The following is a 16,713-nucleotide window of genomic DNA, read 5'->3' as shown; positions in this document are numbered from 1 at the left end:
TCGAACTCGGTATCGCCCTGCCGTGGTACGAGCCGTACAGCAGCAGGCAATTTGCCGCGGGCAGGTGGAAACGGATTATTTTCGCTGACGATCCCCCGGAGCCGGTCAATTGAACCCGGTCCCGCTTTCCCCCTGCCAGCCGGTTTTATCGCCGGACAGCGGGAACAATCCCTATTCCCCCATGTATAACAACTATCTGTATCCCCGGATTGACGCACGGGTTGAATTCCGGGAAACCGTGTAGTAAACTGTCATGCGGCTTGATATTTCAGCTCGATACGTGGTGAGGGGGTAGATAGTGGATCAGAAAGTCCCGTTTAGAGCGCTTTTTCGACGGGTTGTGCTGCTGGGTTTGGGGCTGGTTATGGCTTTCAGCATCCCGGCCCCGGCCCAGTTTGGCGGGTTCGGCAAGAACAAGGTTCAGTACAGCGATTTCGACTGGAAGATTCTCGGCGGCGAGCACATCGATCTTTACTACTACCCGGAAGAAGAGGAGATCGCTTATCTGGCGCTCAAAGCCGCCGAGGACGCCTACGACAGGCTGTCTTTCCGATTCAACCACCACGTTTTCCGCCGCATACCCCTGATCATTTACAGCGCCCATCAGTACTTCCAGCAGACCAACACGATCGAAAGCTTCATCCCCGAGGGAGTCGGCGGATTCACCGAGTTCATGAAAGGCCGCGTGGTGCTGCCCTTTAACGGCTCGTTCGAGGACTTCCGTCACGTGCTCTGGCACGAGATGGTGCATGTTTTCCAGATCAGCAAGGCCAACCAGTCCTACCGGATCCGTCCCCGGGGCCAGAAAGCGCGCATGCCGCTGTGGTGGACCGAGGGCCTGGCCGAGTATTTCAGCACAGAATGGGATACCCGCGGGGACATGTACGTCCGCGACCTGGTGCTCAACGACCGCATGCCGCCGCTGGAGCGGATGGATATCCTGGCCGGAGGCGGGATAATTTACAAGCTCGGTCAATCCGTGCACATGATGCTGGGTGAGCGTTACGGCGACGAGCATTTCGTGCGGATGTACGAGAACCTGGCCATGTTTCCCGATTTCGCGAGCCTGTTTGAGTACATTTACGGGATCAGCCTCGAGGATTTCGGCAAGTGGTGGCACCATCAGCTCAAGAAAAAGTACTACCCCGACGTGCTGGACAAGGAAGAAGTAGAAATCGCCGGCCTGATCGATGTGGCCACCCACAGCTGGGCCAATATGCACCCGGCGGTCTACCGCTCTCCCAAAAGCGGTAAGCAGCGGGTGGTTTTTCTCTCCGCCCGCACCGGCTACCTGGATATCTACAGCGTGCTGCTGGAGGCCGATGAGCGTAACCGTAAGAAACACATCAAGGGCGGGCGCAGCGCTCAGTACGAGTCGTTCCACCCGTTCCAGACCCGGATGGACGCCAACGACAACGGCAAGCTGCTCTTCAGCAGCAAGTTCCGCGAAAAAGACGCCCTGTTTATCTGGGACCTGGAGAAAAACGATAAACTCAAGCACTTCAAGTTCAAGGGCCTGGTGGGGATCAGTTCGCCAGCCTGGGGACCCGATGAGAACGAGATCGTTTTCAGCGGCCTGAGCGTATCCGGTTTTTCCGATATCTACCTCTTCGACTTACGCAGCGAACGGCTGACCAAGCTCACCAGCGACCGTTACGCCGACGATTACCCCGATATCTCGCCCGACGGGCGCTATGTGGTGTTCAGCTCCGACCGCACGGTCCACGGCGAGGAGGGCTACCGGAATATCTTCCTCTACAACCGCGAGACCCGCAACCTTCGCTACCTGACCATGGGCCGCTGGAAGGACAGCCAGCCGAGATTCAACAGCGACGGCAGCCGGGTGGCGTTTGTCAGCGACCGCAACGGCATGCCCAATATTTACTTGATCGATCCGGAGGGGACCGGCGCCCAGCTCACTAACTTTTACAACGGGATGTTCGGCTTTGACTGGGCGGCCGACGACAGCGGGTTCTGTTTCACCGCCCTGAACGCCGGCCAGCTTGATATCTACTACATGGCCATGCCGGATACGGTCGTGGACTCGCTGAGGATGGACAAGGAAACCCGCGTGGTGCAGTGGGACTGGGCGGACTACCGGGAGCAGGTGGCAAAGCGGATCGCCGACAAGCAGCCCTACAAGCGTGATTTCACTCTGGATTTCGCCTACGCCCAGGTGGGCTATACGCCGTCGCCCTACTACGGCAATACCACCTACGGCCAGGCGCTGCTGATGTTCAGCGACCTGATGAGCGACGAGCTGATCCTGATCGCCGCCGGCAACTCGGCCACCTCCACCGCCGATTTCTGGGACAGTTTTAACGGGATGGTGACCTATTACAACCGCAAGGGACGGGTAAACTACGGCTACGGTGCTTTTCGCTACGCCGGCCGCTACGTGGACTTCATCCGTGACGAGCTCTACGACGAACGCGAGCACGGGGTGTTCGGCGTGTTCAGCTACCCGTTCTCGACCTTCTACAGGATCGAGACCGGCATGAGCGTGATGAAAAGCTTCCGGGAAGACTTTTTCCTGAATTTCAAGCGCGACTCCTGGCTGGTGACCAATTCCGTGTCGCTGATCAAGGACACCTCGATTTTCCTGCCCTACGGCCCGATTGACGGGGAGCGCTGGCACCTGGGCATGGCGCTCAGCACCGATATCAGCGAGGGCCGGACGGACAATATTTCGTTGTTGATGGATATCCGGAAATATTTTAGATTATCAACGTTCAGCACCTATGCGGTCAGGGTGCAGGGCCGCTACAGCGGCGGGACAATCCCGTACCGCTATATCATGGGCGGAAGCTGGACACTGCGCGGCTACCCGCGGTGGTCGATTATCGGTTCGCGCAGCGTGCTGGTCAACCAGGAGTTGCGTTTCCCGATCTGGCACAGGCTGGATGTCTGGCTGGGTATCGGGCGACTACCGCTGCCGGGCGTGGAGGGCGCGATATTTTTCGATGTCGGCAACGCCTGGGACAAGCACGAAAGTTATCCGGGATTGCTGGGCAGCACCGGGTTCGGCCTGAGAATGAGTCTGGGAGGACCGCTGATCCTGCGTCTCGACCGCGCGCGCAGGATCAACTGGCTTAAGAAAGGCCCGCGCGGGAAACCGATGCTGGGCAGGCGGTACTATTCCAATTTCTTCTTCGGTTTCGACTACTAAATGAAGATCCGCTGTCCGCAGTGCAAGCGCCTGTTCGATTACGACCCGGACTCCGGTCCGGTCCGCTGCACCTTCCGGGACTGCGGATGGACATTCAAGCCCGCCGGTTCCGAACATCACAAGCAGCAGGATACTCTCGAACAGAATCAGGCGGTCCAGCCGGATGTCCGTACCGCCGAGGCAGCCCGGCAAGTCGCCGAACCCTCGGCCGGCAGGGCGGTTGCCCGCCGTGAATTCAGTCAGCCGGTCAGTACGATCCGCTGCCCGGCCTGCCGCAGTAATATCCCTGACGATGCCGATCTGTGCCCGGTCTGCGGTATCGATCTCGACGAGGCGCTCAGCCGCCAGGACGGGATCCGGGCGCGTCACCGAGCTTCGACGCAAGGCGTTGCGCGAGCAATTCGGCGGGGAACGGGTGATCTGGAGCGGGCTGGTGACCAGCGTGGAGCAGGAGGGCGACGGATACCGGATGGAGGTGGTGATGGACGATCCGGACTCCCACGGCCAGGTCAGCCTGAACGCCCTGCGCCACGGGGCCAATGAAAACCGCGTGCTGCAGTTGAGGCGCGGGGACCAAAGGTGATGTTTTCCGGGACAGTGAAGGCTTTTCATACCGGCGGCGCCTATGACCCGCTGGATTTTTTTCAGGATCGAACTGTCCAACGCGCTGCTGCTCAACTGAATCCGGCCCGGTTTCACTGTTACCGCGCCAGGCCGGAAATGCCTTAAAACGGGAGTTATGCGATGGGCTCAGCTAAAAGGGCGTTCGAGGATAAAATCCTGGACCGCCGGCAACTGGCGGAGGCGCTCCGTGACGAAAAAACAGCCGGGCGTAAAGTGGTGTTCACCAACGGCTGTTTCGACATTATCCACCCCGGCCACATCGCTTACCTGGAGGACGCCGCCGCCTGCGGTGATATCCTGGTGGTGGGTCTGAATGCGGACGAATCTGTAAAAAGGCTCAAGGGCGAGGAGCGGCCGATAAACCCGGAGAGCGACCGCGCCCTGTTGCTGGCCGGGCTGGCCAGCGTGGACTACGTGACCCTGTTCGCCGAGGATACGCCCCTGGAACTGATCAAGGCCGTGGAGCCGGATGTGCTGGTCAAGGGCGGCGACTGGTCGATTGAGAACATTGTCGGCCATCAAGTGGTCCAGCAGCGCGGCGGCGAGGTTTACAGCCTGCCGTTCCAGCGAGGCTACTCCACCACCCGGATAATCGAGAAGATCAAGTCACTCTCCTCGCGCCCGGCCGATGGCCGTCAGTAGGTGGCGGGTACGGTTATTGCTGAATATATTGTCCGGCCGTCTTGCCCCATACTTACACCGATCCCCCCGCTAACGGTTTCAGGAGATCAGTCCCGTGATCAGTTCGGCGAAGCGCTGCAGTTTGAGCAAAATCCTCGCTGCGGCTGTTTTGTTTGCGGTTGCCGCTTTCGGCCCGGTAATCGCGGCGGCTCCGCTGAAACCGGAATTCGAGCAGGCACTTCGCGCCGCGCCCCCGGACTCGGCGATAACTGTCCTGGTGGCCCCATCTCTAAGTTTCGACCTGATCGATCTGGAAAACCAGCTTCGCCGCGGCAGGGCCACCCGCAAGGAGCGCCATCGCCGAGTAGTGGAAACGCTCAAGCTGGAATCCGCTCGTAGTCAGGCCACGTTGATTAATTTTCTCAATACCGAGCACAGCAAGGGCAAGGTAAAAAGTTACCGCCCATTCTGGATTGCAAATATTGTGGCCGTTACCACCACGGCCAGCCGTGTGGCCGAGCTGGCCGCCAGGCCCGATGTATGGCGCGTACTGGAAAACCGCCGGATTTACCTTAATTCGGTCAAGGTAAAGAGTAAGGCTGAACCGGTTTCAGCCGCTGGAGACGGGACAACCCTGGCCGAGGACGGGAAAATATTCAACTGGGCGCTGGCCAACATGAATGTCCGTCCCCTCTGGCAGCGGGGGCTGACCGGCCGGGGTATCCTGGTGGGAAATATCGACTCGGGGGTGGATGGGACCCACCCGGCGCTGGCCGCCAAGTGGCGCGGCGCCAACGGGGCAACTGTCACCGAGAGCTGGTTCGATGCGATTGACGGCAGCACTTTCCCATTCGATGACAATCCCATCACCCACGGAACCGGGACGATGGGGTGCATGGTTGCCCAGTCCGGCGCCGATACGATCGGTGTCGTACCCGACGCGCAATGGATAGCCGCCAAGGCGTTCGATGTGAATAGCGGTGATCCGGAAACGGTTCTGCGATGCATGGAATGGATGGCCGACCCCGACCTGGACCCGGCGACAGTTGATGATGTGCCGGATATCCTCAACCTGTCGTTCGCCGACCCTGCATCCGAGGGCTGCAGTGAATATTACTGGACAGCGCTGGATAACCTGAAGCTGCTCGGCGTCGTGCCGATCCTGGCGGCCGGGAATTATGGGGCAGGTTCCGGAGCACACGGATTCAAAGTCGCTCCGCCGGCCAACAGCCCGAACTATTTCGCGGTCACTTCGGTGGACAGCCTCTGGCAATGGGCGAGCGAAAGCATGCCCGGCCCCTCGCTCTGCGACCCCAACGTGATCAAGCCGGATATCGTCGCGCCGGGGCATCAAATTATTACTACTAATGGCACACAGTTCAGTTCTTTGCTTTACAGAAATATCACCGGTTCCTCGTTCGCCTGCCCGCTGGCCGCCGGCGTGGCCGCCCTGGTCCGCCAGGCCAACCCGGAGCTGACACCTGACGAGGTCTACGACATCCTGCGCAGCTCGGCCACCGATCTCGGGGTCGCCGGGCCGGACACCCTGTTCGGCTATGGCGCGATTAACGCCGACAGCGCGGTGGCACTGGCCGGCAGCCCCACTCGGCCCTGGCTGACGATCACCGGGATCGAGCTGGCAGCCGGAGCTGACGGCCTGGTGTCGCCGGGCGAGCAGATCGGCGTGGTGCTGACCCTGACCAACAACGGCCTGTCGGCGGGGTCCGTTTCAGCGACAGTGACGTCCAACAGCATCGATGTGACGGTTACCAGCGGCGCTGTGAGCTACGGCAGTATCTCCAACGGGGGAAGCGGTAATAACGCCTCCTCGCCGTTCGCGCTCTCGTTCTCGCAGAGCATTCCGCTGGCGGAAATCCGCACGTTCGATGTCAACCTCGCAATCGGTGAGTACTCGCAGATCCTGGCGTTCGCTATCGATGTGGGCGGGGAACCGCCGACGCCGGTGGAAACTTTCGCCACTCATGATATCAACAAGGCCGGTCTGAGTATCACTAATTACGGGACTGTCGGGGTAGATGACAACGATGGCGGCGGGTTTGTTTATCCCAGGACATCTGCTTTGCGGCCCGACCATCTGTTCCAGGGCGGACTGATGATTGCCAACAGTCCGAACACTGTCAGCGATGCCTCGTACAGGGATAACGGTGTTATAAATTTCAACCGCGACTTCAATGCTGTCACCGGCGGCAACCTGGAAATTTTCCAGCCCGGCGGCTACGCTGACCAGGAAATACACGGTGTCTATGCGGACAGTAATGCCGATGTTCCGCTGGGCGTTGTTGTCAGTCAGAGAAGTTACGGCTGGGCCGGCAGCGCGGATGAAGATTTCATAATTGTGGAATACAGTCTCGCCGGTGCGGCCGATTCCGCTTTAAAGGGACTGATGGTCGCCCAGCATATCGACTGGGATGTCAACAGCGACAATGATAACGATTTCGGCGCATATGAACGGGAAAATGCCCTGATGTACATGTTCGACGGGAGTTCGGATTATTACGTCGGCAACGTCCTGTTGACCCAGGGGGTCGGCGGAGCCAGGATTTTGAATTTCTATGATGATATCGCCGACGGTTTCAGCGGTCAGGAGAAATGGGCGGCGATGATCAGCAATCCGTGGAAGGATACGGTTTCCGCCGCCGTCGGAGATTACAGCCAGATTCTCAGCGCCGGGCCGGTTTATCTCAAGCCGCAGCAGGAACTGGTCGTTGCATTCGCGATTGTGGGCGGGGAGGGCCTGGACGATCTTCGCGCCAACGCCGCCGCGGCCCGCGTAAAATGGGCCGAGGTCGCAGCCGTCCGCGGGCTGGACACCACTCCGCCGTCGCTCGCGGTTACGCCCATGCGCAACCAGGCCCCCGAACGGCAGAACTACCAGTTGTTGCTCTCCGCCACCGACAGCGTTTCATCGGTGGAAGAGGTGCGGGTCTACTGGCGCGATTTTTCTCCCCAGCTCACCGGCTGGGTCTGGGTCACCGCCGGAGCGGTCGATGACAGCGGGAACATGGCCGCGCTGCTGCCCAAGCGCCCGGAGGGCACCAGGGTCCAGTACTACGTCCAGGCAATCGACACCCAGGGCAACCAGGCTATCCGCCCCGAGAAAGTACCCGATGAATATTTCAGTTTTTACGTCGGCGACACCACCCGTCCGCTGATCTCCTCGACCGCTCTGTCGGGCTCGCCCGACGGCAGCGGGATGCTGATCATCGCCACGGTTACCGATACGGACCTCGGTACGGTTGCGGCGATCCTGCTGACAGGCCCCCAGGCGGCCGATACGCTGCTGATGTCGCCTTCCGGGGATGACAACTCGTTCAGCGCGGTTGTGAGCGGCCTGGAGCCGGATGCGGAGGTGGGCTATTTTGTCGAGGCCACCGACACCCTGGGTAACTTCGCGCGCTACCCCGCGGATGCGCCGGATGAGTTGCTCCAGCTCGTTTTCCGTCCCGTGCTGGCCGGTGACGGCGACCTGAACGGCAAGGTGGATATTTTCGACCTGCTGGCAATGCTGAAAGTAATCAGCGGCAGGCAATCGCCAACCGACAGTGAGCGGCTGGCGATGGATCTGGATATCAACGGCAAGGTGAATATATTCGATCTGCTGGAACTGCTCAAACTGCTGAAGAACTAACTCCGCCCTGTCCGGTTCGTTAAGGGTGTTCAACAGCACCTGAACGCAATCTGACTTGACAACTTCCTCGCAAACAGCTAACATTTAACGCTTTCCGCAGCTGGGCCGCCGGGGCTCTCCGGCGGGCTGACTGCCAGGTCGGCTTTTATCACGGAACATCAAAATGTTGAACAGCAAGGACCTCGAGGTCGCCAGGCTCGGGCCGTGCAAATACGAGTCGCCGCTCAATCTGTCGGTCGAGCCGGGGGACGGGCTGCCGGACTACGTGCCCGAGGATGCAAGAATACCCTACCAGGTATCGATTACCACCGGCCAAGAGAAGGGCGAGGGCCTGTATTTCGAGAAAGCCGGGCCGCGGGCCAAACTGTTTTTCCCGCCCCGGATGGCGACCGCGGCGATTGTCACCTGCGGCGGCCTCAGTCCGGGCTTGAACAACGTCATCCAGTCGATCTACCTCGAGTTGTTCTACCGCTACAACGTCAAACGGGTGCTGGGAGTGCGCTACGGCCTGGCCGGGTTCGATCCGGACAACGCTCAACTGCCCGTGGAGATGACTCCGGACTACGTGGACGGGGTCCAGAAGATGGGCGGCTCGGTGCTGGGCTGCTCACGGGGCGAAGTTTCGCCGGAAGTCATTGCCGACAGGCTCGAGGAATGGGGTGTCGACATCCTGTTCGCCATCGGCGGCGACGGCACGCTGAGGGCCTCCCACGAAGTGGCCGTCTGCGCGCTGGAGCGCGGCCTCAAACTAGCGGTTATCGGCGTGCCCAAGACGATCGATAACGATATTCTCTATGTCTACAAGACATTCGGCTTCGAGACCGCGGTCGACGAGGCCGCGCGGGTGCTCAACTGCGCACACAACGAGGCAATTGGCGCTCCGAACGGGATCGGGCTGGTCAAGCTGATGGGCCGCGACAGCGGATTTATCGCCTGTTTCGCCACCCTGGCCAGCATGGTGGTCAATTTCACCCTGATCCCGGAGGTGCAGTTCGACCTCGAGGGCGAGCGCGGAATCCTGACCATGCTGCGCGACAGGCTGAAAAAGCGCGGCCACGCGGTAATCGCGGTGGCGGAGGGAGCGGGCCTGGAGCATTGCGACGGCGAGCTGGCCTATGACGAGTCCGGCAATATCAAGTACTCGACCATGTCCAAGGATATCGGCATGTTCCTTCGCGACAAGATCAAGGACTGGTTCGACGGGCAGGGGGAGAAAATCAACATCAAATATATCGATCCCAGCTATCTGATCCGCTCCGTACCGGCCAACAGCAGCGACAGCTTGTTCTGCAACGATCTCGGCCGCGCGGCGGTTCATGCGGCGATGACCGGCCGGACGGACATGGTGGTGGGGCTGTGGCACAATGTGCTGACCCATGTCCCGCTCACCACGGTGACCTCGGGCAAGAAGAAGGTCAGCCCGGACAGCATGCTCTGGCTGGCGGTTACCGAGGCTACGGGTCAGCCGGTGCGCTTCCGCGAATGAGGACGGCCGACGATTTTACATTACAAAAGAGATCCATCGGGCAGAGTGATTTACCACTTGAATAAGTGCGAGAAGGAGTGAAGAATGGGCAGCGCATACAAGGGAAGGGCCGTGATCGGGCAGTCGGGAGGACCGACCAACGTAATCAACCAGAGTCTGATCGGCGCGGTGCTCGAGGCGAGCAAATATGCGGAGATTACGGATTTCTACGGCGCGCTTAACGGCGTGGAAGGCATCCTCACGGAGAATTTCATCAGCCTGCGGGCCGAGAGCCTGGATAACCTCGAACTGGTCACCCGCACTCCCTCGAGCGCCCTGCGCAGCGTGCGCAAGAAAGTGACCAAGGACGAGTGCCACGTCATTTTCGACAACTTCCGCAAGCACGGCGTGCGCTATTTCTTCTATATCGGCGGCAACGACAGCGCCGAGACCGCGCATATCATCAACGAGTTCGCCAAGGACGCCCAGTACGAGTTCCACGCGTTCCATATCCCGAAAACGATCGACAACGACCTCAAGGAAACGGACCACTGTCCGGGCTTCGGCTCGGCGGGACGGTTCGTGGCGATGGCCTACCAGGGGATCAACCTCGATAACCTCAGCCTGCCGGGCGTGTATATCGGCGTGGTGATGGGCCGTCACGCGGGCTTCCTCACCGCCGCCAGCGTGCTGGGCAAGAACGGCAGGGACGACGGGCCGCACCTGGTCTACCTGCCCGAGATCCCTTTCGACACCGAGGCCTTTGTCGCCGATATCGAGAAGGTGTACAGGAAGTACGGCCGCTGTGTGGTGGCGGTCAGCGAGGGGGTCCACGACGAGAAAGGCATGCCGATTATCCAGAAGCTGGTCCGGAATGTCGAGAAAGACTCTCACGGCAATGTCCAGCTCTCCGGCACCGGCGCGCTGGGCGACTCGCTGGTCGGGCTGGTCAGGGGCAAGATGAAGATCAAGCGGGTGCGCTGCGACACGTTCGGTTATCTCCAGCGCTGCTTCCCGACAATCGTCTCCGAGACCGACGCCGCCGAGGCGCGCAGGGTGGGCGAGGAGGCTGTCCGCGCCGCGGTCAACGGCCGCTACGAGGGCAGTATCGCGATCAAGCGCCTCGGCAACGAACCCTACGAGGTGGATTACGAAGTGGTGGACATCAACAAGGTGGCCAAGAACACGATCACCATGCCCAGGGAGTATATCGAGGGGACCAACGGGGTTTCGCAGAAGTTTATCGACTACGCCCTGCCGCTGGTGGGCGAGCTGCCGGTCATGGGCCGCCTGCACAACGTGAGTATTGTCAAGGGAAAGTAAGAAAGGCTAACATAATAGACGGAAAAACCGCCGGGGGAGACTCCGGCGGTTTTATTATACGGCTAAATGTTTTTCAGTAAAATATGCAATGAGAATAACCATTGCAATTGTAAGGAGCAATATTATACTATAAAAAAGGATAAAGCGCATTACGAATGTTGCATTGGCGGGTGGAGGAAGTTGATTTTTCAACTCAATGTGGAAGGGAGGAGCAATGCAATTTTTCGTTCCCGCAGCAAGAGATAGCAAGACAGCAGAAGCTGTCTGCGAAGCAGCGAAAAAGCATGCAAAAGAAGTGGTAGGGTGGAACTTTTCGGAGAAAAGGTTTCACAGGATTAAACATCGAAAAGGCCGTGTATTTTTGGATGCGGTCGTCGGGGAAGTGTATGAGCGTACAGGTGAACTAGTACTTCTAATTCTGCAATCAACAGGGCCAGAAGAAGAGCCCGGTACGTTTTTTATCTGCACCTGGAAGCGGGGAATCAAGGAGGGAGTACCAATTATGGTTGGTGGTGATAGCGTTGTGAGCGTCACCGAGTTCGAAGCTAATTAGTATATTTTTTAGGCACCTACATCAAGCTCTATCTGCGTAATGCAAAATGGCCTATCCTACGCGAGACGTTAATGTTCTTGCCTACGGATAGGCCATTATTTTTCTGACGAATCAGGAGGTTTGCCTTTCCACTCAATTCTCCCTACAAGTTTTCCGCTATTGATTACCTCCGGATGTAAGTCGATCAGCGCTTGTATTTCTTCATGAATGAGTACACAAATACCAACCAAATCCTCTAGACCCGATTTCACTTCGTTTTCAGATAGGCTTGGTGCAGGTACAGCGAAAAAAGCATGCATCTGAGCACCACTTAACGGTATCATTCCCAGTAAGAGAGATTTACTTTGAGGATGTACCAAACTGCTGAGACTTTTATAGCTCTTCTTGAGACCATTTATTCTTTTGTATGCGACAGCCAATAACTTGCCTATACTAGTCCCTTCATTTTGAATAAGACTTGGCAGACTGGATGGTTTTTCGTTGACCCACGCTATAGCGCCGTAAGTCTCAATCAAGCCTCGGAAACATGCCCCCCAAACATGCCTGTTTGAACATGTAACTTGTTGAATCCCACCTTGTAGCAACTCATGCGCACGGTTCAGAATACCTAAAAGTGCTAAATGACTCTCAAAAAGTCCATTATCGGCTCTTTCGGCGACCGCAGTTAAGAGTATACGCGTCTGACGAAATAGTGCCCCGATAGATGTACAGAACTCATCAGAAAGTTCGCCATACTCCGCGCGCAAATCCTCAATTATTTCGATTTCCCGCTCTGTCAAAGGGATAGATTCAATATTCATTTTTGGATTTTCATCTGAATTAATGAGGGATTGCTCTATATCCCATAAGTTTAAGTAAGTTTTGATTTTATCATTAATATCTTCTTTGTGCGGCCAGGAAGGCATAGTGTTGAATTGGATAAAACCAGATACCATAAGGCCAAGGAGAAGATATCCAACCACTGCTTCAATTATAGAAATGAAGCAATGGAACATACTTGAGGGAATAGGGTGAAGGTCACCATATCCTAGTGTAGTAAGAGTCAGACCGCTGAAGTAAAAATAGTGGTACCAAAGAATAGGGTCGGTACTGCTACGATCAGTCCATTCCAAGCCGCCAATATAGAAAAAGGAAAAGATAGTTGCAGATAGAAATCCAAAAACAATAAACAGCCTTGCCAATCCGCCATGAGTTGCCAGTCGTCCAGCAAAAGCCCAATATGCCCATTGTAATATCCACTCTTTATAATCACTATTAAGCCAAAATATTTTTCTTTCGTGCTCACAGGCAAAATAGTTTGTTAACTTTGGAAGTCTTTTACCGGCCCTTCCTGTATTCACTAAATTGGTAACAGCACCTATCAGAATGTCTTGGCATGCAGTACGCGCTACTACTTCATCATCACCACAATCTTTTTTTGCAATTTTCACAATTTCCCGCGTATACTTCGCATATTTTGCTTTAAAGGAATTTTTTGAAATCATTTTTTCGATTACGATAGCCCAATGAATTAAAGCTAAACGCCAATTTCCTTTATCAAGTAATTGTTGAGCATCGGGCCATAGTTTGTAGAGATCATCCTTCATTTTTCTTCTCTCATACGTGTTTAATCAACCTCACTTCAACCCATATTCCCCAATTTTCCTGTACAGCGTCCTTTCCCCGATCCCCAGCAGTCCGGCGGCCTTGCGGCGGTTGCCGTCCACCTCCTCCAGCGCCCGCGCAATCGCCCGTTTCTCCACCTCGCGCATGCTCCGCGCGCCCGCGGCGGCCGGCTGTTCCTCGCCCTCCTCGAAACGCACGCTGCCCAGGGCCGAGATGTCGTGCGGGTCCTCGCCGCCGCCGCTATCGTACGCAGCCGGAGTCTCCGGGCGGCCGGCGGCGGCGTAGGTTGGCCTGGAGACATTCTCCCTGTCCCCGGCGATTATCCGTTTAAGCTCCCGCAGTTCTTTCTGCATGCCGATAATCGCCTGGTAGAGCAGGCCCAGCTCCATGGCCTCGCGCCCGCCGCGCTGTTCGGTTTCCAGGCCGTAGGGGATCGGCAGCAGCCGCCCGGGATCGCCGCGGCGGAAAATCTGCTCCGGGATATCGTGGGGCCTGATCCTGTTGCCCAGGCTTAAGACCACCATGCTCTCGGCCAGGTTGCGCAGCTCGCGGACATTGCCCGGCCAGTCGTAATTTTTCAGGATCTCCAGGGCCTCGGGGTCGATCCCGGCGAAGGTTTTATCGTTTTCCCGCGAGAATTGTTTGATGAAAGAGTTAAACAGCAGGGGAATATCCTCGCGCCGCTCGCGCAGGGGAGGGATGACGACCGAGAGCACTTTGAGCCGGTAGTAGAGGTCGCGGCGGAACGCCCCGCGCTCCACCTCCAGTTCCAGGTCCTTGTTGGTTGCCGCCAGTACGCGGACGTTGACCCTGATCCGGTTGCTGCCGCCCACGCGCATGAATTCTTTCTCCTCCAGCACGCGTAGCAGTTTGACCTGCACGCCAAGCGGCATCTCGCCGACCTCGTCGAGGAATATCGTTCCCCCGTCGGCGATCTCGAAATACCCCTTGCGCAGGCTGGAGGCCCCGGTGAACGAGCCTTTCTCGTGGCCGAACAGCTCGCTTTCCAGCACGCCCTCGGCAATCGCCCCGCAGTTGACCGCGATAAACTGCTGGTGCCGCCGGGCGCTCAGCCTGTGCAGGGCCTGGGCGACCAGTTCCTTGCCGGTGCCGCTGTCGCCGCTGATCAGCACCATGCTGTTGACCTGGCTGTACTGGGCCACCCGTTCGATCACCTCGCGCATCGGGGGCGTGCGGCCGATGATGCCGATACTGCCCACCAGGCGGTTGCGGTCGAGCAGGCGCGAGGTGGCCTGGGCGATATCCTCGCCGCTGACCGGTTTCTCGAACACCTCGTCCACTCCCAGTGAATCGAACCAGGCCAGGGTTTTCGGCTCGGTCGGTTCGGCCAGGCAGATCACTCCCACGCTGGCCGGGGCGTATTTTATCGACTCCAGGAAACTGATGGTCGATTTCTCATGCAGGCCGCCGGTGATTATCACGATCACGACGTCGTCTTCCCCGGAAAGATTGTCGATCCGGGGCAGCCTGCTTATCTTGCGGACGTGCATCCCGCGCGAGCTGAGCGTGCCCAGCACCCGCGAGGCGGCTTCCTGGTCGTTGTCGGTAACCAGTAGTTTGTAGTCCTGAAGCTGCATTCTAACCGGCCAAGTTTATTTGATATGAAAATGCAATTTGGCAAAATATCTGACATTTTGGCAGTCGCTTTAATTTAGTCCATCCGCCGCTGCATGTCAATGCATGGGACAGGGGATTTGGACAAGCGAGAGTGCTGCTTGTGATGCTGAACTGACGCAATGGACTGTATTTATGGGATTATAACCGGTTTTTGAAGTAAAAGATGAGATGGAGGAGCAGATGGGAAGACTTGACTTAACTCCCGGTGTCTTGGCGCTGGTCATGGCTGTTACCGCCGGGCTGGCAGGTATGTCCGCGCATGCGGAAGAAGCTCCGCGAGCCGGCTATGAGTACTGGATCCCGGTCTCGGAGAGCGATTCGGCCGGCCAGCACGGGATTCATTTCACGGAGTTTGTCAACGGCTCGGCCCGCCTGCCGAAACATCCGTTCAGCTTCCAGCGCTGGGACGACCCCCAGTTGGGCGAGCTGAAACGGCGGCTGAATCTGGATTCCCTGCTGGCCGGCGCACGGGACGACCTGGAGCAGGTAAGCCGGATCGCCCTGATGATCTGCAACCGCTGGGCCCACGCCGCGCCGATTGAGTACCCTGTGTGGAACGCACTGGAAATCCTGGACAACGTGGACCAGGGAGAGCAGTACTGGTGCACATACAAACAGCTGGTGGCCATGCAGGCGTTTGCCGCGATCGGGCTGCACAGCAGGATAGTGCCCTGCCACTGGCACCACGCGCTTGAGTACTGGAGCGATGACTACGGCAAGTGGGTGATTATCGACGCCTGGACCGGGAATTTGTATCGAAAAAACGGGATACCTTCAGGTGCGCTCGAACTTCACAAACTAAGCCGGGAATCGGGCAGCCTGGCCGGCAGCGGCGTGTGGGAGATAAATCTCAACCCCAACCGCTGGTTCCCCTGGCGCACCGCCGACAGCACCCTGGCCGAGACCGGGGTCTACCGGCATATTCGCTATATCCCGCGCAACGATTTTCTCTCCGCGCCCCTGGCTCCCAAGCCCGCCGGCGCGCCCGGAACACCTCTGCAGATGAACAGCCAGCTCAATGACCTCCTGCAGACAGGCCTGCCGCATATCGGCTGGTGGCAGCCCGGCGATCCGCCGATCCTCGCCGGGACCGAGGTGCGCTACGAGCAGGACTGGAATTTCCCGCTCAACGAAGTCGAGATCGATCTCCGCCGCCCCGGGTTCACCGAGGGCGTTCTGGACCTCGAATTCAAGACCCATACGCCGGAGTTCGATACTTATCTGGTGAGGATGGGTGACTGCGATTGGAGGCCTTCCGGCAGCCGCATTCTCTGGGAACTGGAAACCGGCAAGAACCGGCTGGAAGTGGTCTCCCGCAACAAGTGGGGCAGGAGGGGGCCGAAAAGCGTGGTGGAGCTGCGCTACGAGCCTGCCGAACTGGCCTATGAGGCCGTGGAATCGATCCAGGTGCCGGACTCTGGGTTCGAGGAGGCCGGCGGATATTTCATCCGCACCGACAGCCTCCCCGCCGACAGTTGGCACCTGATCGTCAGCGACCAGTACCAGCTCCCGAAACTCTGGGGACCGCTGCCCGAGAATCCTAACAACGGTACTTTCTGCTGGCGTATCGAGCTTGCCGACCCGCCGATATGGGCCAAGCTGTCCAGCGCGCGGTTCAGGGTCAACCCGGCCAGCGACGTGCGCCTGACTGTCTGGCTGCGCGCTGAGAGCGACCGCCGGGAGGTGACTCTTTTCGTGATGGACAATTCCCCCGGCGGGGCAGGCCGTCAGGCGGTCAGCCACACAAGGGCAACCGTGGACAGGCAGTGGCGGCCGTACCGGATCGAAACGCGCCTGGGAACTCAAACCACCCATGTTTCGGTGGGTATCCAGGTGATGAGCGGCACCGTGTGGGCCGACGATTTCAGGTTGGTTGAAATCGGCAGGGCGGAACTGCCCTGGGGGAAATAAGGGGTTCGGACGAGGTTGACAATGTTATGTTTGTGAGGTATTATCAAACTTGAAAAAGCCGTCAGGAGAACGGAACCTGGATCGGTGAATACGTATCAGGCGCTGTCCTGAGTGGATAAAACGGTAGTAGAAAATACTGAGATACCGGTTAAATT

General features: G+C 58.0%; 11 protein-coding genes (1 of these 11 only partly in view). 9 read left to right on the top strand and 2 right to left on the bottom strand.

The features are described 5' to 3' along the window. From FVQ81_08415 to FVQ81_08380, 8 genes are all read left to right on the top strand, one after another. Positions 1-189, top strand: partial view of an ATP-binding cassette domain-containing protein gene (locus FVQ81_08415; GenBank protein MBW7996573.1) — the 3' end only. The gene continues 705 nt to the left of window position 1, outside the view; the window shows 189 of its 894 coding nt (coding positions 706-894); its start codon lies beyond the left edge, outside the window; the stop codon is at positions 187-189. 109 nt (positions 190-298) lie between these two features. Further along, the gene (locus tag FVQ81_08410; GenBank protein MBW7996572.1) at positions 299-3,169 is read left to right on the top strand and encodes a BamA/TamA family outer membrane protein; all 2,871 of its coding nucleotides are present in this window, start codon (positions 299-301) and stop codon (positions 3,167-3,169) included. A 388-nt stretch (positions 3,170-3,557) separates the two neighbouring features. Continuing rightward, complete coding sequence (locus FVQ81_08405; protein MBW7996571.1) at positions 3,558-3,752, top strand: hypothetical protein; 195 nt, start codon at positions 3,558-3,560, stop codon at positions 3,750-3,752. Between the two features lie 161 nt (positions 3,753-3,913). Next, entirely contained in the window at positions 3,914-4,435 is a 522-nt protein-coding gene (rfaE2, locus tag FVQ81_08400) for a D-glycero-beta-D-manno-heptose 1-phosphate adenylyltransferase (GenBank protein ID MBW7996570.1), read from the top strand. A gap of 94 nt (positions 4,436-4,529) precedes the next feature. Then, complete coding sequence (locus tag FVQ81_08395) at positions 4,530-8,063, top strand: S8 family serine peptidase (GenBank protein ID MBW7996569.1); 3,534 nt, start codon at positions 4,530-4,532, stop codon at positions 8,061-8,063. Positions 8,064-8,226: 163 nt separating this feature from the next. After that, a complete protein-coding gene (locus FVQ81_08390; GenBank protein ID MBW7996568.1) occupies positions 8,227-9,549 on the top strand; it encodes an ATP-dependent 6-phosphofructokinase in 1,323 nt (440 codons plus the stop codon). An 84-nt stretch (positions 9,550-9,633) separates the two neighbouring features. Then, the gene (locus FVQ81_08385; protein MBW7996567.1) at positions 9,634-10,851 is read left to right on the top strand and encodes a 6-phosphofructokinase; all 1,218 of its coding nucleotides are present in this window, start codon (positions 9,634-9,636) and stop codon (positions 10,849-10,851) included. 214 nt (positions 10,852-11,065) lie between these two features. After that, on the top strand, positions 11,066-11,404 hold the full coding sequence (locus FVQ81_08380) for a hypothetical protein (protein ID MBW7996566.1): 339 nt from the start codon (positions 11,066-11,068) through the stop codon (positions 11,402-11,404). Between the two features lie 95 nt (positions 11,405-11,499). Here FVQ81_08380 and FVQ81_08375 read toward each other — a convergent pair whose 3' ends face one another. Continuing rightward, a complete protein-coding gene (locus FVQ81_08375; GenBank protein MBW7996565.1) occupies positions 11,500-12,990 on the bottom strand; it encodes a two pore domain potassium channel family protein in 1,491 nt (496 codons plus the stop codon). A gap of 30 nt (positions 12,991-13,020) precedes the next feature. After that, positions 13,021-14,607, bottom strand: a complete 1,587-nt coding sequence (locus FVQ81_08370; GenBank protein ID MBW7996564.1) for a sigma-54-dependent Fis family transcriptional regulator — start codon at positions 14,605-14,607, stop codon at positions 13,021-13,023. Between the two features lie 220 nt (positions 14,608-14,827). Here FVQ81_08370 and FVQ81_08365 point away from each other — a divergent pair, with 220 nt between their 5' ends. Continuing rightward, positions 14,828-16,558, top strand: coding sequence for a hypothetical protein (locus FVQ81_08365; protein ID MBW7996563.1), 1,731 nt, complete (start codon positions 14,828-14,830; stop codon positions 16,556-16,558). Positions 16,559-16,713: the final 155 nt, after the last annotated feature.

Source organism: Candidatus Glassbacteria bacterium (assembly GCA_019456185.1).
Classification (GTDB): Bacteria; Gemmatimonadota; Glassbacteria; order GWA2-58-10; family GWA2-58-10; genus JAJRTS01.
Note: the sequence above shows the minus strand (reverse complement) of the source record. Positions and strands in the feature narration are given on the sequence as shown.

Excerpts from the sequence above, each read along its gene's own strand:
- FVQ81_08365 (MBW7996563.1), top strand. The coding sequence starts at position 14,828 with ATGGGAAGACTTGACTTAACTCCCGGTGTCTTGGCGCTGGTCATGGCT.
- FVQ81_08385 (MBW7996567.1), top strand. The coding sequence starts at position 9,634 with ATGGGCAGCGCATACAAGGGAAGGGCCGTGATCGGGCAGTCGGGAGGA.
- FVQ81_08370 (MBW7996564.1), bottom strand. The coding sequence starts at position 14,607 with ATGCAGCTTCAGGACTACAAACTACTGGTTACCGACAACGACCAGGAA.
- FVQ81_08375 (MBW7996565.1), bottom strand. The coding sequence starts at position 12,990 with ATGAAGGATGATCTCTACAAACTATGGCCCGATGCTCAACAATTACTT.
- FVQ81_08390 (MBW7996568.1), top strand. The coding sequence starts at position 8,227 with ATGTTGAACAGCAAGGACCTCGAGGTCGCCAGGCTCGGGCCGTGCAAA.
- rfaE2 (MBW7996570.1), top strand. The coding sequence starts at position 3,914 with ATGGGCTCAGCTAAAAGGGCGTTCGAGGATAAAATCCTGGACCGCCGG.
- FVQ81_08380 (MBW7996566.1), top strand. The coding sequence starts at position 11,066 with ATGCAATTTTTCGTTCCCGCAGCAAGAGATAGCAAGACAGCAGAAGCT.